This window comes from Streptomyces sp. NPDC027189 (assembly GCF_055566975.1).
The window spans coordinates 119,402-140,996 of record NZ_JBVHRI010000006.1 but is presented as its reverse complement, the minus strand read 5'-3'; the positions used below and the strand labels follow the sequence as shown (position 1 = coordinate 140,996).

The window sequence follows — 21,595 nt, the reverse complement described above, 5'->3', positions numbered from 1 at the left end:
GCCGTCCCGCTACACGACACTCGGAGTGAGTGGCAGGGCGGCCCAGATCACCTTGCCGCCGCTCGCGGTGTGCTCGACGTCGCACACTCCGCCCGACTCCCTGGTGACCTCCCGCACGAGCAGCAGCCCACGTCCGCCGGTCTGTCCGTGGTCGGCCTCCAGGGCGGTCGGCCGGTAGGGGTGGTTGTCCTCCACGGAGACGCGCACCCACTCGGCGCCGACGGCGACCTCCACCGCGAGCATGGGGGACAGCAGCGCCGCGTGCCGGACCGCGTTCGTGACCAGTTCGGAGACGATCAGCAGAAGTCCCTGGACCAGGTCGTCCGAGACGGGCACCCCCTGGCGGACCAGCAGATCACGGACCGCGTGCCGCGCCTGCGGCACCGAGGCGTCGATGGCGGGAGCGGTGAACCGCCACACCCCCTCGTACGGCAGCGGGCCCGGCGGTCTCCGGTCGGGAGCCGCCTGTCCGCCGACTTCAGGGCTCGGGTCGGACCCCCGCCCGAGGTTCGCCATCGTCCGGTCGCCACCCTTGCGCTCGATTGTCACCACACAGTGAGTGTTGGTAATGCGCTGGTCCGTACCGGATGACTGAACAGAAGTCAGCGGTTATCGACAGCTTCTGATCGTTGGCGTATGACACGGTCAGTTGTGGGACTGCTCCTGCCCCTGTTGTGCGGACTTCGGAACTATTCGGGTTGTACGGGTTGGGGGCCGGGCTCGCCCTATTCGTTCCCCGTCCTTCCGCCGTCGGAGAGGCGCTCCGAGACCATGCCCACGACGCGCCGCCCGCCGTATCCCGCGGCGATCAGGCCCAGGCCGTCGAAGAGCAGCGCGAGCGAGAAGAAGGCGCCGATGACGTACTTGCTGCTGCTCGGCCAGGAAGCGAGGACCAGGATGCCGAGCAGCAGGTCGAAGGCGCCCTGAACGAGCGTCCAGCCGAACTGGGGGCCGCGCACGACGATGCTGCCGGCCAGGCGGAACACCCCGCCGGTCAGGAACAGCAGCGCGGCGAACATGGTCAGTGCCTCGGCGGCCGCGTCCGGTAGGCGGATGACGACCACGCCCGCCGCGAGGTTCAGGGCGGCGACCGCGAGGCCGAGCCAGAAGAAGGTGGTGCCGCGCGCCTGGATCGCGTGCACCAGGCCGACCGCGCCGCCGATCAGCAGAAGCCAGCCGAAGAGGATCATCGACGTCAGGGTGGCGGCCGCGGTGTAGACGAGCCCGACGAGCCCCGCGAGCACGAGGATCACGCCGAGCGCCGCGAGCCAGCCGAAACTACGGGTGAGCTTGGCGGTTTCGCCCCTGGACCGGGCCTTCCGCGACGTGGCCATCAGCGCCTCCTCGCGCCTGCCCCTCCTTGATCGTACGTTCGGCGGGTGCCGCTAGCATCCGGCCTATGGAACCGCAGCTGTCGCACCGTGTCGGCGACGGGGTCGCCACCCTCGTCATCCGCTACCCGGCCAAGCGCAACGCCATGACGGCGGACATGTGGCGGGCGCTGCCGCCCCTGCTCGACGAGTTGACCGCGGACGCCGATGTACACGCGCTGGTGCTCACCGGCGAGGGTGAGACATTCTGCGCCGGGGCCGACATCTCGTCGCTGCGTGGCTCCCCGGACGAGGCGCAGGGCCTCGCCACGCTCGCCGAGGAAGCGCTCGCCGCGTTCCCGAAGCCGACTCTGGCAGCGATTCGCGGGTACTGCGTGGGCGGCGGGTCCCAGCTGGCGGCGGCCTGCGATCTGCGGTTCGCGGAGCAGGGGGCGCTGTTCGGGGTGACGCCGGCGAAGCTGGGGATCGTCTACGCGGCCTCCTCCACACGGCGGTTGGTGTCGCTGGTGGGCCCCGCCACCGCCAAGTACCTGCTGTTCTCGGGCGAGTTGATCGACGCGGAGCGGGCGCTGCGCACGGGTCTGGTCGACGAGGTGCTGCCCGAGGGCGGGCTCGACAAGCGCGTCGCGGAGTTCGCGCGCGTACTGACCTCACGCTCGTTGCTGACCCAGGCGGCGGCCAAGGAGTTCGCGAACGGACGCACGGACCGGGACGCGCACTGGGCGGCGCAGGCGCGGGGCGGCGGCGACACCGCGGAGGGGGTCGCCGCCTTCCTGGAGCGCCGGCAGCCGCGCTTCACATGGATGCCATGAGCGTGCCGCAGGACTACGTCAGGATGAAACGGCTCTTCGTCCGGAACTCCTCGACGAGGTGCGCGGGCGCCTTCTCCGGTGAGCCGGCGTCGTAGGGCGGCTGCGGGTCGTACTCGGTCAGCAGTTGTACGGCCTGGGCGTGTTCGTCGCCCGCGATCCGCCCGAGCAGGGCGAGCCCCATGTCGATTCCGGACGAGACGCCGGCCGCGGTCACGTACTTTCCGTCGAACACGACTCGCTCCCGCGTCGGCTCGGCGCCGTATTCCCTGAGGAAGTCGAGGGCCAGCCAGTGGGAGGTGGCCCGGCGGCCGTCGAGGAGCCCCGCGGCGGCGAGCAGCAGCGAGCCGGTGCACACCGAGGTCGTCCAGGTGCTGGTCTCGTCGGCGGCCCGCAGCCAGTCGAGGAGGACCTCGTCCTCCATCAGCGCGAACTGTCCCGGGCCGCCCGGGACCACCACGACGTCCGGCTGCGGCACCTCGGCGAGGGTCTTGTCGGCCATCAGTGCCAGGTTGCCGGTGTCGGCACGGACGGGGCCGGAGCGCTCGGCGACGAAGACGGTCTCCGCGTCGGGCACACGGCCGAGTGTCTCGTATGGGCCCACCGCGTCCAGGGCGGTGAAGCGGTCGTAGAGGACGATGGCGATCTGCATAGGGTTCCCTTCAGTGGGTGGGCGCCGGACGGAAACGCCGGCGGTACTCGGCCGGTGCCGAGCCGAGGGTCTTCGCGAAGGCGCGGCGCATCGCCTCCGGCGTGCCGTAGCCGCAGGCGCGGGAGATCTCCTCGATGCCATCGGCGGTGTCCTCCAGGAGCCGCCGGGCGTGTTCGAGGCGGACCCGCTCGACGTACCGGCCGGGCGTCATGCCGGTCTCGGTCCGGAAGGCGCGGGCGAAGTGGCGGGGCGAGAGACGGGCACGGGCGGCGAGCGACTCGACGCCCAGGTCGTCGTCGGGGTGCTCGGTGATCCATCGCTGGACCTCGCGCAGCGGTTCGCGCTGCGCGGTCTGAGCGGCCAGCTGGGCGCTGAACTGGGCCTGGTTGCCCGGGCGCCGGAGGAAGACGACCAGGTGACGGGCGATGACGAGGGCTGCCTCGCGCCCCAGGTCCTCCTCGACGAGCGCCAGGGCCAGGTCGATTCCTGCGGTGACGCCGGCCGAGGTGGACACCTGGCCGTCGCGGACGTAGATGGGGTCCGGGTCGACCTGGATCGCCGGGTGGTCGCGGGCGAGCTTGTCGCAGTACGCCCAGTGGGTCGTGACGCGACGGCCGTCCAGGAGGCCGGTTCCGGCGAGCAGGAGGGCACCGGTGCAGACGGAGACCAGGCGTTCGGCGCGCGGGCCGTGCTCGCGCAGCCAGTCGGTCAGGCGGGGGTCGGGGCGGCGGGTGCCGGCGCCGCCCGGGACGAGCAGGGTGTGCGGGGCGGGCGCGTCGGCGAGCGAGTGGTCCGGGACGAGGGTGAGGCCGCTGGAGGTGCGCACGGGTGTGCCGTCCAGGGAGGCGGTGCGGATGCGGTACGAGCCGTCTCGGTAGTTCTCGGCGCCGGCGAAGACCTCCACGGGGCCCGTGACGTCGAGGCTCTGTACAGCGTCGAAGAGGACGACCAGGACGGTTCGCATGACCCTGATTCTTGGCGGCCGGAGCCATGGCCGCAATGACGAGCACCCCTCCTTTCCTGCCATCCCCGACTCCGCGGTTCCCTGCGTACCGACCAGTCGGTAATGTGCCGGGCATGACCACTCCACTGCCGGAGCGCGCCGGGCGGCGCTGCCACAACGTCCTCAACCCGCTGCACTCGACGCACTACTTCTCGCCCGATCTGGGGCGGGAGCTCGCCGCGGTCGGGATCGAGGACAGCAGGGCCGCGTACTTCGCCGTCCGGGCCGCGGCCATGGGCGCGGTGGGCCCGGGCACGGTGACCGCGACGTTCTACAACTTCCGCCACGAGCTGGTGGCGAAGCACGTACCCGAGGTGTGGCGGGCGGCCTCTCCGGAGACCGTGCTCGCGGCACGCGCGCGTGCCGTCGACGCGACGCTGCGCCGGCTGCTCGGCGAGGACCTCATCGCCTCCAAGGAGGTGGCCGAGGCGGCGGAACTCGCGCTGCGCGCGGCCGAGGCCTGCACCAGGACCGCGCGCCCGCTGTACGCCGCCCACGCGGACCTGCCAGTGCCCGACGCGCCGCACCTCGCGCTCTGGCACGCGGCCACCCTGCTGCGCGAGCACCGCGGCGACGGCCACCTCGCGGTGCTGCTCGACGCGGAACTCGATCCGGTGGAGGCCCTGGTGAGCCACACCGCGACCGGCAAGGGCATGGCCCCGAAGTGGGCGCTGGGCACGCGCGGCTGGTCCCGGGCGGACTGGGAGGCGGCGGCCGCGCGGCTGCGGGATCGTGGACTGCTCGACACCGAGGGCGAGTTGACGCAGGCGGGCGTGGCCCTGCGCGGCGAGATCGAGGCGCGGACGGACCGGCTGGACCGCGCCCCGTACGAGCATCTGGGCGCCGCCGGCGTCGAACGACTCACCGAGCTGGCCAAGGGCATCCTCATGACCGCGCTCGCGGCCGGCGCGTTCCCCGAAGGCATGACCGGCAAGGGCTGACACCGCCGATCGGCGCCCTGATCCCCCATTGTCGGTGTCACCTGCCACAATTGCCGCGCAACCTCAGTGGAGAAGGCGGTACGGGATCGTGACGACACCCCTCGTAGGGTCCATCGAAGGCAGGATCGCCGAGGAGCTCGGCGTACGGGAGCGGCAGGTCAAGGCCGCCGTCGACTTGCTCGACAGCGGTTCGACGGTGCCCTTCATCGCCCGCTACCGCAAGGAAGCGACCGAGATGCTCGACGATGCGCAGCTGCGCACCATCGAGGAGCGGCTGCGCTATCTGCGGGAGCTGGAGGAGCGGCGCGCCGCGATCCTCGACTCGGTGCGCGAGCAGGGCAAGCTCACCGCCGAGGTCGAGGCGCAGATCAGGGGCGCCGAGACGAAGGCGCGTCTTGAGGACATCTATCTGCCGTTCAAGCCGAAGCGGCGCACCAAGGCGCAGATCGCGCGCGAGGCGGGCCTGGAGCCGCTGGCCGAGGGCCTGCTCGGCGACCCGTCGGTCGACCCGCTCGCCGCGGCGGCGGCCTTCGTCGACGCCGACAAGGGCGTGGCCGATCCGCAGGCCGCCCTCGACGGCGCCCGGTCGATCCTCACCGAGCGGTTCTCGGAGGACGCCGACCTGATCGGCGAGCTGCGCGAGCGCATGTGGGTACGGGGGCGGCTCGCAGCCAAGGTGCGGGACGGCAAGGAGGAAGCGGGCGCCAAGTTCGCCGACTACTTCGACTTCGCCGAGCCCTTCAAGGAGCTGCCCTCGCACCGCATCCTCGCCATGCTGCGCGGCGAGAAGGAAGAGGTCCTCGACCTCGTCCTGGAGCCCGAGGAGCCCTCCGAGCAGCCCGGTCCGTCCTCGTACGAGGGGATCGTCGCCCACCGCTTCGCCATCGCCGACCGCGGCCGCCCCGGCGACAAGTGGCTCACCGACACCGTCCGTTGGGCCTGGCGGACCCGGATTCTCGTGCACCTCGGCATCGACCTGCGGCTGCGCCTGCGGACGGCGGCCGAGGACGAGGCGGTGAACGTCTTCGCGGCCAACCTGCGCGACCTGCTGCTGGCCGCTCCGGCGGGCACGCGCGCGACGCTGGGCCTGGACCCCGGATTCCGTACCGGTGTGAAGGTCGCCGTGGTCGACGCGACCGGCAAGGTCGTCGCGACGGACGTGATCTACCCGCACGTCCCGGCCAACAAGTGGGACGAGGCGATCGCCAAGCTCGCGCGGCTCGCCAAGGAGCACGCGGTCGAGCTGATCGCGATCGGCAACGGCACGGCGTCGCGCGAGACGGACAAGCTCGCGGGTGAACTCATCACCAAGCACCCCGAGCTGAAGCTCACCAAGGTGATGGTCTCCGAGGCGGGGGCGTCGGTGTACTCCGCGTCCGCGTTCGCCTCGCAGGAGCTGCCCGACATGGACGTGTCGCTGCGCGGCGCCGTGTCCATCGCGCGCCGGCTCCAGGACCCGCTCGCCGAGCTGGTGAAGATCGACCCGAAGTCCATCGGCGTCGGGCAGTACCAGCACGACCTGTCCGAGGTGAAACTGTCCCGGTCGCTGGACGCGGTGGTCGAGGACTGTGTGAACGGCGTGGGCGTGGACGTGAACACGGCGTCGGCGCCGCTGCTGGCGCGGGTCTCCGGGATCACCTCCGGGCTCGCGGAGAACATCGTGGCGCACCGGGATGCGAACGGACCCTTCCATTCGCGTACGGCACTCAAGAGCGTGGCCCGGCTCGGCCCGAAGGCGTACGAGCAATGCGCGGGCTTCCTGCGGATCCGGGGCGGCGATGATCCGCTGGACGCGTCCAGCGTGCACCCCGAGGCGTACCCCGTGGTGCGGCGGATGGTGAAGACGGCGGGGAATGAGGTCGCGTCGCTGATCGGCAACACGGGTGTGCTGCGCTCGCTGCGGCCGGACGACTTCGTCGACGAGACATTCGGTCTGCCGACCGTCACGGACATCCTGAAGGAGCTGGAGAAGCCCGGTCGCGACCCGCGGCCCGCCTTCAAGACGGCCACCTTCAAGGAGGGCGTCGAGAAGATCTCCGACCTGGCCTCCGGGATGGTGCTGGAGGGGGTCGTCACGAATGTCGCCGCCTTCGGAGCCTTTGTCGATGTCGGCGTCCACCAGGACGGGCTTGTGCATGTCTCCGCGATGTCCAAGACCTTCGTCAAGGATCCGCGGGACGTCGTGAAGCCCGGGGACATCGTCAAGGTCAAGGTGCTGGACATCGACATTCCGCGGAAGCGGATTTCGCTGACGCTGCGGTTGGACGACGAGGCGGCGGCTCCGGCCCAGGAGGGGGGCGGGCGGCCCCAGCGCGGGGGGCGGCCGCCGCAGCAGCGGGGGCAGCAGCGGCAGGGACGCGGGGGCGGGGGCGGAGGCGGTGGGTCTCGGCAGGCGCCGCCGCCTGCCAACAGTGCGATGGCGGATGCGTTGCGGCGGGCGGGGTTGGTGGACCCCAAGCGGGGTCGGGGCTGACCCTTTGGCGTTCGGTGCCGGGGCCTTGGTGACAGGGCGCCCGGCACCGGGCTGAGCTCGGGGCGGGTGTGCTCACCGGCGCTGACAGGGTGCCGCTCTCTGTGGGACGGGTGCCGCCCCAGCGGCACGATTGCCCACAGCTCGGACGGGTGGGCTCGAGCCCCCCAGCGGCACGATTGCCCGCGGTTGTGACTAGGGCTCCGTCACCTTGCCGTCCGCCACCTCCAGGCGGCGGGTCGTGTGGACCGCGTCGAGCATGCGGCGGTCGTGGGTGACGAGGAGGAGGGTTCCTTCGTAGGAGTCCAGGGCCGATTCCAGTTGCTCGATGGCGGGGAGATCGAGGTGGTTGGTCGGCTCGTCGAGGACGAGGAGGTTGACGCCTCGGCCTTGCAGCAGGGCCAGTGCCGAGCGGGTGCGTTCGCCCGGGGAGAGGGTCGCTGCGGGGCGCAGGACGTGGTCCGCCTTCAGGCCGAACTTGGCCAGCAGGGTGCGGACTTCGGCCGGTTCCGTGTCCGGGACCGCCGCGCAGAACGCGTCCAGCAGGGACTCCGAGCCGAGGAACAGCTTGCGGGCCTGGTCGACCTCGCCGACGATCACACCGGAGCCGAGCGTGGCGTGGCCCGCGTCCAGGGGGACCCGGCCCAGCAGGGCGGCGAGCAGCGTCGACTTGCCCGCGCCGTTCGCTCCGGTGACCGCCACGCGGTCCGCCCAGTCGATCTGCAGGGTCGCCGGGCCGAAGGTGTACTCGCCGCGCCGCACCTCCGCGTCACGCAGCGTGGCGACGACCGCGCCGGACCGCGGGGCCGCCGCGATCTCCATGCGCAGCTCCCACTCCTTGCGCGGCTCTTCGACGACGTCGAGGCGCTCGATCATGCGCTGGGTCTGCCGGGCCTTCGAGGCCTGCTTCTCGCTGGCCTCGCTGCGGAACTTGCGGCCGATCTTGTCGTTGTCGTTGCCCGCCTTGCGCCGGGCGTTCTTGACGCCCTTGTCCATCCAGGAGCGCTGCATCTGGGCCCGGCCTTCGAGCGCGGACCGCTTGTCGGCGTACTCCTCGTAGTCCTCGCGGGCGTGCCGGCGGGCCACGTCCCGCTCTTCCAGATAGGCCTCGTATCCACCGCCGTACAGCGTGATCTGCTGCTGCGCGAGGTCCAGTTCGAGCACCTTGGTGACCGTGCGGGTCAGGAACTCGCGGTCGTGGCTGACGACGACGGTCCCGGCGCGCAGGCCGCTCACGAAGCGCTCGAGGCGCTCCAGGCCGTCCAGGTCCAGGTCGTTCGTCGGCTCGTCGAGCAGGAACACGTCGTAGCGGGAGAGGAGGAGGGAAGCCAGTCCCGCGCGAGCCGCCTGGCCGCCGGACAGGGACGTCATCGGCTGGTCCAGGTCGACGCGGAGTCCCAGGGAGTCGGCGACCTCCTCGGCGCGCTCGTCGAGGTCGGCGCCACCGAGGTCGAGCCACCGCTCCAGGCTGGTGGCGTACGCGTCGTCCGCGCCGGGCGCTCCGTCGACCAGTGCCTGTGTCGCCTCGTCCATCACCCGCTGGGCCTCGGCGACGCCCGTGCGACGTGCGAGGAACTCCCGAACGGTCTCGCCCGCCCGCCGCTCCGGCTCCTGCGGCAGATGACCGACGGTCGCGGACGGCGGGGACAGCCTCAGCTCCCCCTGCTCCGGCGTGAGGAGACCGGCGAGCAACCGCAGCAGCGTGGACTTGCCCGCGCCATTGGCACCGACGAGCCCGATCACATCGCCGGGCGCGACGACGAGGTCGAGCCCGGAGAAGAGCGAGCGGTCGCCGTGTCCGGCGGCGAGGTTCTTGGCGACGAGAGTGGCAGTCATCAGGAGGCCGATCCTAACGGCCCGGCCTCGCGACCCGCGCCAGGGTTTTCCACGGCTCCCCCGTCCGCTCCCAACGGCTCGCCTGTCCGTTCTCAGGTGCCCGCCTGTCCGTACTCAGCGGCCCGCCTGTCCGTACTCAGCGGCCCGCCTGCCCGTACTCAGCGGCCCGCGTGTCCGCTCTCAGCGGCCCGCCTGCCCGTGGGCCATCGCCTCCACCAGCACACTGCCCGACGTCCGCGCCACGATGAACGACTCCCCCTTCACCGCCCTGGCGTCCAGCGCGACCCGGTGCCGCCCCGTCTCCAGGATCCCGTCGAAGACCTCGTGCGCATGGGTGCGGGAGAGGCGGTCGAGGCGGTACGCGGTCAACTGGACGCGACATGTGGAGGTGACCTCGATGCCCGCCTCGCCGTCGGCGGCGACGAGCCGGGTGAGACGGCGCAGTTCCTGCGGGCTACGGTCCAGGGCGTGCTCGATCTGCGCGACCAGGAGCGGAATGATCGGGGCGAGTCCCTCGACGTACGCGACCTCGACGCCGGCCCGCTGGAAGGACTGGCGCACGGCGGTACGTTCGTCCTCGCCGACAGCCCGGCCGAAGACCACCGCGCCGTACGCCCGGAGTTCGTCGGCCGGGACGTCCGCGGCGTCGCGGGTGATGTCGGCGCCGATGCCGATGGTGCGCAGGGCGGCGGCGAGCTTGGCGAGCAGCGCGACGCGGGCGCCGATCAGGAGGACGCGGCGGCGTGGTCCCGATTCGCCGTCGAGCAGGGAGTTCAGCGCGCTGCGGTACTCGGCGCCGTGGAAGCGGAAGGGCCCTATCCCGTGGTAGCCGTTGAGCTCCAGGTCGGCCCGTTCGTCGGTCTGCCAGGCGAAGTCGCGCCACACGTAGTCGTCGCCGGCCTTCTCGATGACGGCGGTGACGGCACCGCATTCGAGACTCGCGCACTCCGGGCAGCCGTAGATGACGTACCGGCCGCCGTCGAGCGGGGCCTCGGCCTCCAGGAGGAGGCCCCGCACCTGAGCGGTGAAGATCGCGGGCGGCACGTCGGAGGCGAGCGGGGACACCGCGTCGAGGTCGGAGAGCTGGAACAGCAGCGGGCGACCGTCGACGATGAAGTCCACGAAATCCCGGTGCACTTGGTAGTCACCGTTGGCGAGGACTCCACCGGCACGCATCGCCGGTGCCAGGCCGAAGGTCGCGTACTCGGCAGACATGCTGTGAGTATCCCCAGACTGAGAGTGATGTGAGCACGGCATGACAGATTCCGTTAACGTCCCCGCGTGAAGAACACTCGCAGCGGTGAAGTGATCGTGATCGGCAGCGGTGTCATCGGCCTGACGACGGCCGTTGTCCTGGCCGAGGGCGGCGCGCGGGTACGAGTGTGGGCGCGGGAGCCCGCCGAGCGGACCACCTCGGCGGTTGCGGGCGCGCTGTGGTGGCCGTATCGCATCGAGCCGAAGACGCTCGCCCGCGCGTGGGCCCTCGAATCACTCTCCGTGTACGAGGAGTTGGCTGCGCGGGCCGAGGAGACGGGCGTACGCATGGTCGAGGGCGTACTGGGCGAGTCGAGGCTGGACGAGCAGGCCTCGTGGGTCGCCGCCCGGGTGCCGGGACTGCGGGCGGCGACGGCCGAGGAGTACGCGGGGACGGCGCTGTGGGCGCGGCTGCCGCTGCTCGACATGCCGGCGCATCTGCGGTGGCTGCGCGAGCGGTTCCTGCGGGCGAGCAAGGCGAGATGGGGGTCCCTCCGGACGGAGTCCGGGGGAGGGACGATCGAGGTACGCACGGTGGCGGATCTCACGGAGGCCGAGGCACCGGTCGTCGTCAACTGCACGGGCCTCGGCGCCCGCGAGCTCGTACCCGATCCGGCCGTGCGGCCCGTGCGCGGGCAGCTGGTGATCGTTGAGAACCCCGGTATCCGCACCTGGCTCGTCTCGACGGACCAGGACGCCGGGACGACGACCTACGTCTTCCCGCAGCGGGATCGGCTGGTTCTGGGCGGCACCACCGACGAGGACGACTGGTCGCTGACGCCCGACCCGATGGTGGCGCGGGAGATCGTCGAGCGGTGCGCCGCGTTGTGTCCCGAGATCGCCGGGGCGCGGGTGCTCGACCACCGGGTGGGCCTGCGGCCGGTGCGCGACTCGGTCCGGTTGGAGCGCGAGGTGCTGCCGGACGGGCGCGTGGTGGTGCACAACTACGGTCATGGCGGTGCGGGCGTCACGGTGGCGTGGGGGTGCGCGCGAGAGGCGGCCGGGCTCGCACACCCGACCGCCTCCGCGTGAGGACCTGAGGACTAGAGGACCCGAGGACCTGGGGACCTGGGGACCTGAGGACCGTTCTCAGCAGGCCGTCTCCGGCTCTCCGGCCGTGAGGTGGTACGGCGCACGCTCGTCGAGGAGCAACGGGACGAGGGCGCGCAGGGACTGCCGCAGCGGTACGAGGACGCCGTCCCCGTCCGGTCGTACGCGCACGCCGTGCAGGGCGAGTTCGTCGCGCACGTCCGCGTACTGGTCCGCCGTGATCCGGTAGCCGCAGGGCGGGTCCTGGATCACCTCGGCGGGCTCGGCCGGGTCGTTGTCGGCGCCGCCGAGGTAGACCGGGCCGGTGTCCCGGTAACCCGCGAGCCGGGCCGCGCCGGTGGCCGCGGCGACGCGTGCCCCGCGCTCGCCTGCGAAGCCGAACAGGCCGCCGAGCGCGGCCAGTTGGGAGTGGACCCGACGCCTGTTGTTCAGGGAGGCGTCGGCCCGCTCAGCGTCCGTGACGGGGTCGACTCGGCTCTCGATGAGCAGGCCGACGGAGTGTTTCACGCCCGACATGTTCCGCAGGATGCGCTCCTGCCCGTCACCGGCGGTCTGTTTGATCGGGTCGCCGGTCACGGGGTCGGTCCAGATGCCGTACGTGCCCGTCGAGTACCCGCCCGCCCGGGCGGCGGGTCGTACGTAGTCCCGCGACAGGGTCTCCGCCTCGTCGTGCACGGCCGCGTCCGTGTTGAGGTTGCGCGGCCAGAGGTCGAAGAGGTCCTTGTCGTAGTACTTGGGCGTGGCCCCGTACTCGTGCAGGTCGTAGACGACATCGGGCCTGCGGTCGCGCAGGACGGCCGCCATCGCGCGGGCCTCGGCCGTCTTGAGGGCGAGGTGGTCGCGGTTGATGTCGACACCGTCGCTGTTCTCGCGGGTGTCGGCGGCGCGGCCGTCGGGGTTGGCGGTGAGGACGACGAGCACGCTGGTGCTCCGCAGGAATCGCCGGGTGCTCCGGTCCTTGGCGTACGCCAGGTCGCGGATCGTCGTGAGGCAGGCCTCGCGCCCGGACGGCTCGTCGCCGTGCTGGCTGCACACGAGGAGCACGGTGGTGGCCGTGCGACGGGCGCCGATCCGGACGAGTTGGAGCGGGCGGCCCTGCTTCGTGGTGCCGATCCGGGACACGGACACCCGGTCGCTCGCCTTGTCGACGGCGGCCAGGAAGTCCTGCTCCTCCGGTTGGCTGGTCCAGCGTGCGCCGTCGGTCTGCTCGAATCCGGTACGCGGCGGGGTTTCCGTCGCGTACGCGGGTGCCGTCAGCAGGGGCGCGGCCAGGGCCGTGGCGGTGACCGCCACGGCCAGGGCGCGGATACGTAAGCGGATCAACGGGTCTCCCCCGGGACACGGTGGGCGGCGCGCGGCTCCTGTACGCCGTCGAGGACGGCCGCGCTCGGCGTCGCGGCGGGACCTGCCGTCGCCCTGGTGAAGGCGTCGGCGCCGCCGACCAGCGGGACCCGGGCCGACGTACGGGACAGGTCGAGCGTCAGGGTCGGCGTGCTGGACGGCGGGTCGATGAGGTCCTTGTCGGTGCCCGCGACGATCAGGGCGAGCCGGTGGCCCTTGGGAACGACATGGTCGGTGGCCGCCAGGTCGAGCGTGATGGTGTACGCCTTGCCCGGGGTGAGCGGGACGCCCTTGAGGTCAGAGGCGTAGTTGCCGAGGTCGGCCCAGCCGCGGCTGAAGACCGTGTAGTCGACGTCGGCCTTGTTCGCCTGCGTCACCTTGAAGCAGGGGCTGTCGCCGGTCGTGCTCGCTCCCCAGCAGGTGCGGTCGGTGAGCGTGGTGATGCCCTCGCCGGCCGCGTTGTAGTCGCGGATGGTGTCCGGGCCGAGGTCGACGAGTACGGCGGAGAGATGGGCCGTCGAGGTCGTCGGGGTGGCGCTGACGGTCACCTTGGACGAGCCGGACAGGCGGAGGTCGTGCGTGAGCGGCTTGCTGACGAAGCCCGCCTTGTCGGGGGTCGACTGATCGATGTGCGCGGCCCAGTCGGTCTCGCTCAGCGCCGGGTTGTCGGTGAAGGTCTCGGTTCCGGAGTTCGTCCGCAGGCCGAGGGTGCCGACGCCCGCCTGGCTGCCCGTGCCCGGCCGGAGGGTCGTCGTCTCGGTGGCGCGGGGCGGCCAGACGCTGGAGGTGACCCACTGGTCGGGGTGGCGCTCGATGTCGGCCATGGGTTCGCGGTCGATGCCGTTGTCGTAGCCGAGGAGTTCGTGGTCGAACCAGCGGTGCAGGGTGTCGACCCAGGCGGCGCGGCGGAAGTCGAAGGGGTCGACGTGGCCGGTCTGGGAGAGCCAGATCTTGCGCTCGACGCCGTTCTTGGCGAGGGCGCTCCACCACTGGCCGAAGTGCTTGGTGCGGACGTTGAGGTCCTGCATGCCGTGGATCAGGAAGACACTCGCCTTGACCTTGCTCGCGTCCTTCACGTAGTCACGCTCGGTCCACAGGCCGGTCCAGTCTCCGGTGCGCGGCGCCTCGTCGACGAGCTTCTGCTGGACGGCGGCGCACTTGGTGCGGGCGTCGGGGCTGTCGACGTAGTCGGAGAGCCAGTCGGGGCCCGAGTCGTAGAGCGGCGCGCCCTTGGCGAAGTAGTAGTCGTACCAGGAGGAGATGGCGCTGATGGGCACGATGGTCTTGAGGCCCTTGACGCCGGTGGCGGCCACGCCGTTGGCGATGGTGCCGTCCCAGCTCTTGCCGATCATGCCGGTCCTGCCGTTGGTCCAGGTGGCCTTGGCCGTGGCGGTGCCGGTGCGGGTGGTGTATCCGCGAGCGCGTCCGTTGAGCCAGTCGATCACGGCCTTCGCAGACTGGATGTCTGAGCGGCCGCCGACGTCCACACAGCCGTCGGAGCGGTTGGTGCCGGCCAGGTCGACGCCGACGAAGGCGTAGCCGCGCGGCACGAAGTAGTTGTCGTAGAACAGCGGCATCTGGACGACGTTGCCGTTCGCGTCGTACGTCTTCTTCTGGCTCTCGTTGCCGCGTCCACAGCAGGAGTAGTACGGGCTGGCGTCCATGATCACGGGTATCTTGCGGCCCTGCTGGGCGAGTTCGCGGGGCCGGACGATGTCGACGGCGACGCGGTCGGTCTTTCCGTCGCTGTCGCCGTCGAGGCCGGTGTCCACCCAGACGGATTCACGGATCGCGTTCTCGTACGAATAGACCGGGGTGCTCTCCCGTGGGGCGCTGTGTGCAGTGGTGGGAGCGAGGAAGGCGGCCATCAGGGCGGCCGTGGCCGCCGTCGCGAGCGATCTCCAGGTCGTGAAGCGCATGCGGCGCGCTGGTATCGGCATGCGCGGAACGTACCTCGGCCAACTCCTGTGCAAAAGGGGGCCAGTGACGGTCCGAAAGGCACGCGGGGCGCAAGGGCCGCGGTCGGATGTGAAAGGTCCGTGGGGCGCGATCGCTCATGTCGGCCGAATGGCGATCGTGTGACAGGAGCGGCCATGGACATGACCGGGGCCACAGGGACTGAATAGGCTCCGAACAGACTTCATGCCCCTACGACTTGGAGCTTGACGTGCACCGCAGACTCATCGCCCCGGGCGCGCTCGTGGCCTCCCTCCTGCTGGCGATCCCGGCATCGGCGGCCAGTTACTCCCCCGGGGCGCCGGGCATCGGCGACCCCTACTACCCGGCCTACGGCAACGGCGGATACGACGTCTCGCACTACGATCTGCGGCTCAAGTACCAGCCGCGGACGGACGAGTTGGAGGGCACGGCGACCCTCCTGGCCACCACCACGCAGGATCTGTCACGGTTCGATCTGGACTTCCTGCTCGATGTGAGCGAGGTACGGGTCAACGGCGCGAAGGCGTCCTTCGCGACCTCGGGCCAGCACGAGCTGGAGATCACCCCGGCGAACCCGCTGCCCAAGGGCACACCGCTCACAGTCGTCGTCCGCTACAGCGGAGTGCCGTCCACGAAGAGCGCGTACGGCTTCTCGACCTGGCACCGCACTCCGGACGGAGCGGTCGCGGCGGACGAGCCCGAGGCCGCGTGGTGGTGGTTCCCCAGCAACGACCACCCGCTCGACAAGGCCACGTACGACGTGTCGGTGGCCGTCCCCGACGGGACACAGGCGATCTCCAACGGCACGCTCCAGTCGACGAGTTCACGACTCGGCTGGACCCGCTACAACTGGCGGTCCAACAAGCCGCAGGCCACCTATCTCACCACGCTCGCGATCGGCAAGTTCGACCTCACGACCGGGAAGACCTCCGACGGCGTCCCGATCATCAACGCGTACAGCAAGGACCTCGGCGACAACGACGGCGCCGCGCGGGCGAGCGTCGAGCGGACCGGAGAGATCGTCGACTGGCTGACCGGGTACTTCGGCCCGTACCCCTTCAACTCGGTCGGCGGCTACGTCCCGAACACCACCACCGGGTACGCGCTGGAGACGCAGACCCGCGTGTACTACAGCCCCAAGCAGTTCGCGAACGGCTCCAACACCTCTGTCGTCGTCCACGAGTTGGCGCATCAGTGGTACGGAGACGACGTGTCGTTGAAGGGCTGGAAGGACATCTGGATCAACGAAGGCTTCGCCCGCTACGCACAGTGGCTGTGGTCGGAGCACGAGGGCGAGGGCACGACGCAGGAGCTCGCGGACTACGTGTACGCCTCGCATCCGGCCGACGACGCCTTCTGGACGGTCGAGCCCGGTGACCCCGGTCCCGACAACCAGTTCGACATCGCGGTCTACGACCGGGGCGCGCTGGCGGTCCAGGCGCTGCGCAACGAGGTCGGAGACGACGCGTTCTTCGCCATCCTGAAGGGCTGGCCGAAGGATCACGCGTACGGGAACGCGTCGGTCGGCGACTTCCAGAAGTACGCCGAGCAGGTGTACGGCAAGCCGCTCGCGGCGCTCTTCGACACGTGGCTGTTCCAGCCGTCCAAGCCGGGGGCGCCCGCGGCGCAGGGCGCGTCGATCGCTCTGGGCGCGGCGACGAAGGGGGCCGTTGCTCAGCCGAAGTCGTGGAAGAAGATCGCTGCGACCGATTCCGTTCACGGGCGCTGAGGTGGGAAGCCCCGGCCGGAGGCCGGGGCTTTTCCCGTCCGCCCCTAACGCCCTCGGATCGCGGGCACGTCGTCGGATTCCAACTCCTCGACACGGGCGAGGAGTTCCTCACGGCTGATGGCATCGGCCCGCGTCGAGGGCACGGTGCAGGCGTGCGCGCCGGCCACGGCTCCGTACAGGCCGCACCGCCACACCGGTTCCCCGGCGAGCCGACCGAAGAGGAAGCCGGCGGCGAAGGCGTCGCCCGCGCCGTTGGAGTCCACCACCGGCGCGAGCGGCGCGACCGCCGGGATGTGGGTCACCTCGTCGTCGGCCAGCATGTACGCGCCGTCGGCGCCGGCCGTGGCGACGACCACCTCGGCCCGGCCCCGCTCGACGATCCGACGCATCGTCCGCTCCGGGTCGGCGAGAGAGGTGGTGGACACGAACACGACGTCGGCGGCGTAGGCGAACGGCTCATGGTACGGATTGACGCCGTCCCAGTTGTGCAGGTCGGTCGAGAGGGTCGGCCCGCTCTCCCGCAGCACCGGCAGCGCGAAGGCGCACGGGTGGGTGATGGAGACATGGACGTGGCGGCTCGCCCCGGCCAGCGCCCGCAGTGTCTCGTCGGGCAGCCGGTCCGATTCCGCCGAGCGGCTCACGTCGTACAGGGACAACCGACGTCCGTCGGGGCCGACGAGGTTGACCGCCCGCTTGGTGCCGCCAGTCTGAAGGGCGTCGGTGAACGCAATGCCCCGGTCGCGGTGCAGTGCGCGGATCAGCTCGCCCTCGTGGTCGTCGCCGATCATGTCGAAATGGTGTGTGCGCAGGCCCAGCGAGTGCACGCCCAGCGCGACGAAGTCCCCGCTCTGGCCCGCGCGGGTTTCGATCCCGGGCTGGATCATGTAACTGTCGGCGAACGGGAGCGGCAGTTCGGGGACGTACACGATGGTGTCCACGCCCGCGCCGCCGAGGACGAGGACATCGATGTCGCGGCTCATGGCTCTTCCTCTCGGATGCGAGCAGTGAGTCAAGCAGTCTCCGCCGACCACGGCAAGAACTTGCAGGACCTTCCGCAACTTCTTTCAGGTGCCTGCGCGTTGCTGCCTGGACGTTGCACGCGGTGCGGATGCTTCAGCCTCGGGTCAGTCCCCGTGGTCGTAGACCGTCACGGCTGTCCCCCGTTTCACCAACTGCTCGGTGATGAGCGGCTCGACGCGTGACCACCTGCCGCCCGCCAGGCCGCAGCCGATGCGCGGCATGTGGACGGATGCGCCGAGCTCGGCGGCCTTGTCCGCCAGGCGGCCGAGGGCCGTGTCGATCGCGTCGTAGCGCACGGGGACGCCCTTGCTGCCCGTCCGTATGCCCCGCTGCCCCACCAGGTTCGCCACCCACACGTACCGCTCGACCTGGACGAACTGCGCCGCACCCAGGCCGAAGTCGTTGTGCGCGCGGTCCCGGTGCCAGGCGCGGTAGGCCTTCTCGGGCTCCGGCCAGCGGCGCGAGACGGCGAGTACGAAGCCCTTCCCCCATCCCCCGATGTCGTTGCAGACATGAGCGATCACTTTGACGCCCTTGCCCGACGGAACGGTGGCGTCACCCCGGACATACGTGATCTCCGACATGACGCCACCGTAGGCGCTGCCACTGACAGTGGCCCGTGACCCGCTACTTCGTGAGCTCTCCCAGCTCCTGGTCCTCCGCCTTCGAGATCCGGCGGCGCAGCGCGAACCAGCCGCCGACCAGCAGGGCCGCGATCACCGGGATGAGGAGCAGCGTCTTCCGGCCGACCTCGGGGTCGTTCCACATCAGGCCGAGCACGGCGAGCAGGAAGGCGATGGTGACGATCTCGGTGACCGGGCTGCCCGGGAGGCGGAACGACGGACGCGTCACCAGCCCTTCCTTGGCGCGGCGGACGAACACCAGGTGGCAGATCATGATGATCACCCAGGTGCTGATGATGCCGAGGGACGCCACGTTCAGGACGATCTCGAAGGCCTGGCCCGGCATGAGGTAGTTGAGGCCGACGCCGAGCACGCACACCGCGCAGGTGAGCAGGATGCCGCCGTACGGGACCTGGCTGCGGTTCATCCTCGCGGTGAACTTGGGGGCCGAGCCCGCCATGGCCATGGAGCGCAGGATGCGGCCGGTGGAGTACAGGCCGGAGTTCAGCGACGACATGGCGGCCGTCAGCACGACCAGGTTCATGACGTCACCGGCCGCCGGGACGCCGATCTTGGAGAGGACGGTGACGAAGGGGCTCTGGTCGGCTGAGTAGACCGAGCCGGGCAGCAGCAGGGCCAGCAGGACGACCGAACCGACGTAGAACAGACCCACGCGCCACATGATCGAGTTCACCGCGCGCGGGACGACCTTCTCCGGCTCGGCGGTCTCGCCCGCGGCGACACCGACCAGCTCCAGGGCGGCGTACGCGAAGATCACACCCTGCATGACCAGGACGACAGGCATCATGCCGTGCGGGAAGATCCCGCCGTTGTCCGTGATGACGCTCAGGCCGGGCGTGGTCCCGCCGACCTCGTGCTGCGTGGCCAGCAGGAAGATGCCGATCAGCATGAAGGCGACCAGGGTGGCGACCTTGATGATCGCGAACCAGAACTCCATCTCGCCGAAGATCTTCACCGAGATCAGGTTCACGGCCAGGACCACCGCGAGGGCGATCAGGGCCAGCGTCCACTGCGGGATGTCGGTGAAGAGGCTCCAGTAGTGCGTGTAGAGCGCGATCGCGGTGATGTCCGCGATTCCGGTCGTCGACCAGTTGAGGAAGTACATCCACCCGGCGACGTACGCGCCCTTCTCGCCGAGGAACTCGCGCGCGTACGACACAAAGGACCCGGAGGAGGGCCGGTAGAGGACCAGCTCGCCAAGGGCCCGTACGACGAAGAAGGCGAAGATTCCGCAGACGAGGTAGGCGATCGCCAGTGCGGGGCCCGCGTTGTGGAGGCGGCCGCCGGCTCCGAGGAAGAGTCCGGTGCCTATCGCGCCGCCGATCGCGATCATGTTGACGTGGCGGGCCTTGAGGTCCTTGCTGTAACCGGCGTCGCCCGCGTCCGCGGGCGTCTGGGTCGCATCGATGCGGGATGCGGCCTTGGCCGTGTCTACGGCGTCCTTGCTCACGGGTGGATCTACTCTCTGGTGCGCCCGACGCACTGCGTACGCGGGTGTTCCGGATGTGTCTCGGACCGAGCCGCCCCTGACGCGGCACAGACCAAGGCGCCACCTTCCCCCAGAGATCACCCCATATGCGGTGGCGCGCGTCACATAGCGGCACATCTCACATGGTGACCAGGGGGTGTACACGGGCTGATCGGGAGCTGTACAGCTCCTCAATTCAAGGGGGTGTATAGCTCCTCGATCATGTGCCCATAGCGCTCCCGGATCGCCCTGCGACGCAGCTTGAGCGAGGGCGTGAGCTCGCCCGTCTCCGGGCTCCACTCGTGATCGAGCACCCGGTAGCGCTTGATCTGCTCGGTGCGGCTGAGGCGCGCGTTCGCCCGCTCCACGGCGTGGGCGATGCCGTCCCGAAGCACTGCCGGATCAGTCCCCGCCGACGGGTCCGGGACGAGCAGGGCCACCAGGTACGAGCGCCCGTCACCGTGCACATAGGCCTGGTCGACGAAGGGATGTTCCTTGAGCGCGTTCTCGACGAGCGCGGGCGAGACGTTCTTGCCCGTCGAGGTCACGATCATTTCCTTCTTGCGGTCGGTGAGCCAGAGGAAGCCGTCCTCGTCGATCCGCCCGATGTCGCCGGTGGCGAACCAGCCGTCGGCGTCCCGGGCGTCCTCGACCGAGCCGTCCGCGCGCAGATAGCCGTCGAAGACGGTCGCGCCCCGTACGAAGATCTCGCCGTCCTCGGCGACGCGGAGTTCCAGGCCGTCCAGGGGCTTGCCCACCGAGCCGAGCCGGAAGGCGGCGGGACTGTTGGTGGTGGCGACCCCGATCGTCTCGGTCAGCCCCCAGGCGTCCATGATCGCGAAGCCGAAGCCCGCCCAGAAGTCCACGATGTCCGGCGGCATCGGAGCCGAGGCGCTCGCCGTCCACTCCAGTCGGTCGAATCCGGCCAGGGCGAGGATCGGGTCGAGTACCTGTTCCTTCGCCGCGCGGTACGCCTGCTCCAGCTCGGCGGACGGCTCCTCGCCCCGTTCGAGACGGGCCACGCGCGCGCGTGCCGTCTCCCGAGCGGCCTCCACGGCCCGGCGCCGCTCCTCCGGAAGCCCGGCCAGCGCGGCCCGTACGGCGGAGGCGAGCTTCTCCCACACGCGCGGGACCCCGAAGAACTGCGCGGGGTGCAGCTCCCGCGCGACGGCGGCCACCTGAGTGGGGTCCGCGCACAGGTACACGTGCGAGGCGCGGAACACCGGCAGATAGATCCCGAGCATGCGCTCGGCGATGTGCGCGAAAGGGAGGTAGCAGAGGTGCTCGACATGGTCGGGGAGCTCGACGAGGCGGTCGAGCGCCAGCGCGTTGAGGACGACCTTGCGATGGGTGATGCGTACGCCCTTGGGGTCGCCGGTGGTGCCCGAGGTGTAGACGACGGTCAGGGGGTCGGTGGAGCGCGTCTCCGACCAGCCCTTGCCTTCGGTCTCCTGGCCCTCGTCGACGCCCTCCCGCCCTTCGTCGGCGCCCTCCCGCCCATTGTCGGCGCCCTCCCGCCCATTGTCGGCGCCCTCCCGACCCCTGAGTGAGTCGTACGTCCGATGGGGCCCCGCCTCCGCCGCCTCGGCGACGACCAGCCGCTCCAGTGGTGTGCCGGCGTCCTCCAACAACGGCTCCCAGCTCGCCAGTTCACGCGTCCCCTCGATGACCGCGAGGCGGGCGCGGCTGTGCCGGGCGATGTGCGCGACCTGTTCGGGGGCCGCGGTGCCGTAGACGGTCACCGGGACGGCACCCAGATGTGTCAGCGCCAGGTCGCTCAGCCAGTGCTCGGGACGGTTGCTCATCATCATGAGGACGTGGTCACCGCGCTCGACACCGAGGGCCGCGTATCCCGCGGCGAGGACGGCGGCCTCACGGCGCACCTCGCTCCAGGTGAGCGTGGCCCAGCCGTCCTCCGTGCGCCAGGACAGCGCCGGCAGATCTCCATGGTCCTCGGCATTGCGCAGCAGCAGGGCGGGGAGCGTGAGTTCGGCGGGTTCTCCGGGGAGTCGCAGGATCGTGGTCATGACCGCCTCCTGGCGCCGTCGGCTCCGTGCGCAGCGCTCCGGACGCTTTCACAACACTGGTGAGACAGCAATACTGTTGCAC

17 protein-coding genes are annotated in these 21,595 nt (G+C 70.7%); 5 read left to right on the top strand and 12 right to left on the bottom strand.

The features are described from left to right. Nucleotides 1-9 precede the first annotated feature (9 nt). Nucleotides 10-516, bottom strand: coding sequence for an ATP-binding protein (locus tag ACZ4RZ_RS16740; protein ID WP_467745771.1), 507 nt, complete (start codon nucleotides 514-516; stop codon nucleotides 10-12). A 209-nt stretch (nucleotides 517-725) separates the two neighbouring features. Further along, the gene (locus ACZ4RZ_RS16735) at nucleotides 726-1,334 is read right to left on the bottom strand and encodes an HdeD family acid-resistance protein (RefSeq protein ID WP_467745254.1); all 609 of its coding nucleotides are present in this window, start codon (nucleotides 1,332-1,334) and stop codon (nucleotides 726-728) included. Between the two features lie 65 nt (nucleotides 1,335-1,399). Here ACZ4RZ_RS16735 and ACZ4RZ_RS16730 point away from each other — a divergent pair, with 65 nt between their 5' ends. After that, entirely contained in the window at nucleotides 1,400-2,143 is a 744-nt protein-coding gene (locus ACZ4RZ_RS16730) for an enoyl-CoA hydratase/isomerase family protein (RefSeq protein WP_467745252.1), read from the top strand. A gap of 13 nt (nucleotides 2,144-2,156) precedes the next feature. Here the strand turns inward: ACZ4RZ_RS16730 and ACZ4RZ_RS16725 are convergent, their stop codons facing one another. Both ACZ4RZ_RS16725 and ACZ4RZ_RS16720 read right to left on the bottom strand, forming a co-directional pair. After that, on the bottom strand, nucleotides 2,157-2,792 hold the full coding sequence (locus tag ACZ4RZ_RS16725; protein ID WP_467745250.1) for a DJ-1/PfpI family protein: 636 nt from the start codon (nucleotides 2,790-2,792) through the stop codon (nucleotides 2,157-2,159). Nucleotides 2,793-2,802: 10 nt separating this feature from the next. Further along, entirely contained in the window at nucleotides 2,803-3,756 is a 954-nt protein-coding gene (locus ACZ4RZ_RS16720) for a GlxA family transcriptional regulator (protein ID WP_467745248.1), read from the bottom strand. A 113-nt stretch (nucleotides 3,757-3,869) separates the two neighbouring features. Here ACZ4RZ_RS16720 and ACZ4RZ_RS16715 point away from each other — a divergent pair, with 113 nt between their 5' ends. Both ACZ4RZ_RS16715 and ACZ4RZ_RS16710 read left to right on the top strand, forming a co-directional pair. Further along, nucleotides 3,870-4,736 (top strand): SCO6745 family protein, encoded by an 867-nt coding sequence (locus tag ACZ4RZ_RS16715; protein WP_467745247.1) that lies wholly within the window; start codon nucleotides 3,870-3,872, stop codon nucleotides 4,734-4,736. Between the two features lie 88 nt (nucleotides 4,737-4,824). Further along, complete coding sequence (locus tag ACZ4RZ_RS16710; protein ID WP_467745245.1) at nucleotides 4,825-7,209, top strand: Tex family protein; 2,385 nt, start codon at nucleotides 4,825-4,827, stop codon at nucleotides 7,207-7,209. 192 nt (nucleotides 7,210-7,401) lie between these two features. Here ACZ4RZ_RS16710 and ACZ4RZ_RS16705 read toward each other — a convergent pair whose 3' ends face one another. Further along, nucleotides 7,402-9,042, bottom strand: a complete 1,641-nt coding sequence (locus ACZ4RZ_RS16705) for an ABC-F family ATP-binding cassette domain-containing protein (RefSeq protein WP_467745243.1) — start codon at nucleotides 9,040-9,042, stop codon at nucleotides 7,402-7,404. Between the two features lie 180 nt (nucleotides 9,043-9,222). After that, nucleotides 9,223-10,257: an oxidoreductase gene (locus ACZ4RZ_RS16700; RefSeq protein ID WP_467745241.1), complete on the bottom strand. Its 1,035-nt coding sequence runs from the start codon at nucleotides 10,255-10,257 to the stop codon at nucleotides 9,223-9,225. A gap of 66 nt (nucleotides 10,258-10,323) precedes the next feature. On the opposite strand from ACZ4RZ_RS16700, the gene ACZ4RZ_RS16695 reads away from it, so the two are divergent. Continuing rightward, nucleotides 10,324-11,328 carry an FAD-dependent oxidoreductase gene (locus ACZ4RZ_RS16695; protein ID WP_467745239.1) on the top strand — a complete coding sequence of 335 codons (1,005 nt, stop codon included), beginning with the start codon at nucleotides 10,324-10,326 and terminating at the stop codon, nucleotides 11,326-11,328. Nucleotides 11,329-11,385: 57 nt separating this feature from the next. On the opposite strand, the gene ACZ4RZ_RS16690 is transcribed toward ACZ4RZ_RS16695, so the two are convergent. Then, the gene (locus ACZ4RZ_RS16690; RefSeq protein ID WP_467745769.1) at nucleotides 11,386-12,666 is read right to left on the bottom strand and encodes a M14 family metallopeptidase; all 1,281 of its coding nucleotides are present in this window, start codon (nucleotides 12,664-12,666) and stop codon (nucleotides 11,386-11,388) included. Beyond that, on the bottom strand, nucleotides 12,666-14,627 hold the full coding sequence (locus tag ACZ4RZ_RS16685; RefSeq protein ID WP_467745237.1) for a Xaa-Pro dipeptidyl-peptidase: 1,962 nt from the start codon (nucleotides 14,625-14,627) through the stop codon (nucleotides 12,666-12,668). The genes ACZ4RZ_RS16690 and ACZ4RZ_RS16685 overlap by 1 nt, the downstream gene beginning before the upstream one ends. A 227-nt stretch (nucleotides 14,628-14,854) precedes the next feature. On the opposite strand from ACZ4RZ_RS16685, the gene ACZ4RZ_RS16680 reads away from it, so the two are divergent. Continuing rightward, nucleotides 14,855-16,354 (top strand): M1 family metallopeptidase, encoded by a 1,500-nt coding sequence (locus ACZ4RZ_RS16680; RefSeq protein ID WP_467745235.1) that lies wholly within the window; start codon nucleotides 14,855-14,857, stop codon nucleotides 16,352-16,354. Nucleotides 16,355-16,398: 44 nt separating this feature from the next. Here the strand turns inward: ACZ4RZ_RS16680 and ACZ4RZ_RS16675 are convergent, their stop codons facing one another. From ACZ4RZ_RS16675 to ACZ4RZ_RS16660, 4 genes are all read right to left on the bottom strand, one after another. Continuing rightward, entirely contained in the window at nucleotides 16,399-17,334 is a 936-nt protein-coding gene (locus ACZ4RZ_RS16675) for an adenosine kinase (protein WP_467745233.1), read from the bottom strand. 144 nt (nucleotides 17,335-17,478) lie between these two features. Then, nucleotides 17,479-17,958 carry a macro domain-containing protein gene (locus tag ACZ4RZ_RS16670; RefSeq protein WP_467745232.1) on the bottom strand — a complete coding sequence of 160 codons (480 nt, stop codon included), beginning with the start codon at nucleotides 17,956-17,958 and terminating at the stop codon, nucleotides 17,479-17,481. A gap of 43 nt (nucleotides 17,959-18,001) precedes the next feature. Beyond that, nucleotides 18,002-19,468 (bottom strand): amino acid permease, encoded by a 1,467-nt coding sequence (locus tag ACZ4RZ_RS16665; RefSeq protein WP_467745231.1) that lies wholly within the window; start codon nucleotides 19,466-19,468, stop codon nucleotides 18,002-18,004. Between the two features lie 209 nt (nucleotides 19,469-19,677). Further along, complete coding sequence (locus ACZ4RZ_RS16660; protein WP_467745230.1) at nucleotides 19,678-21,513, bottom strand: AMP-dependent synthetase/ligase; 1,836 nt, start codon at nucleotides 21,511-21,513, stop codon at nucleotides 19,678-19,680. Between the last annotated feature and the right edge of the window lie 82 nt (nucleotides 21,514-21,595).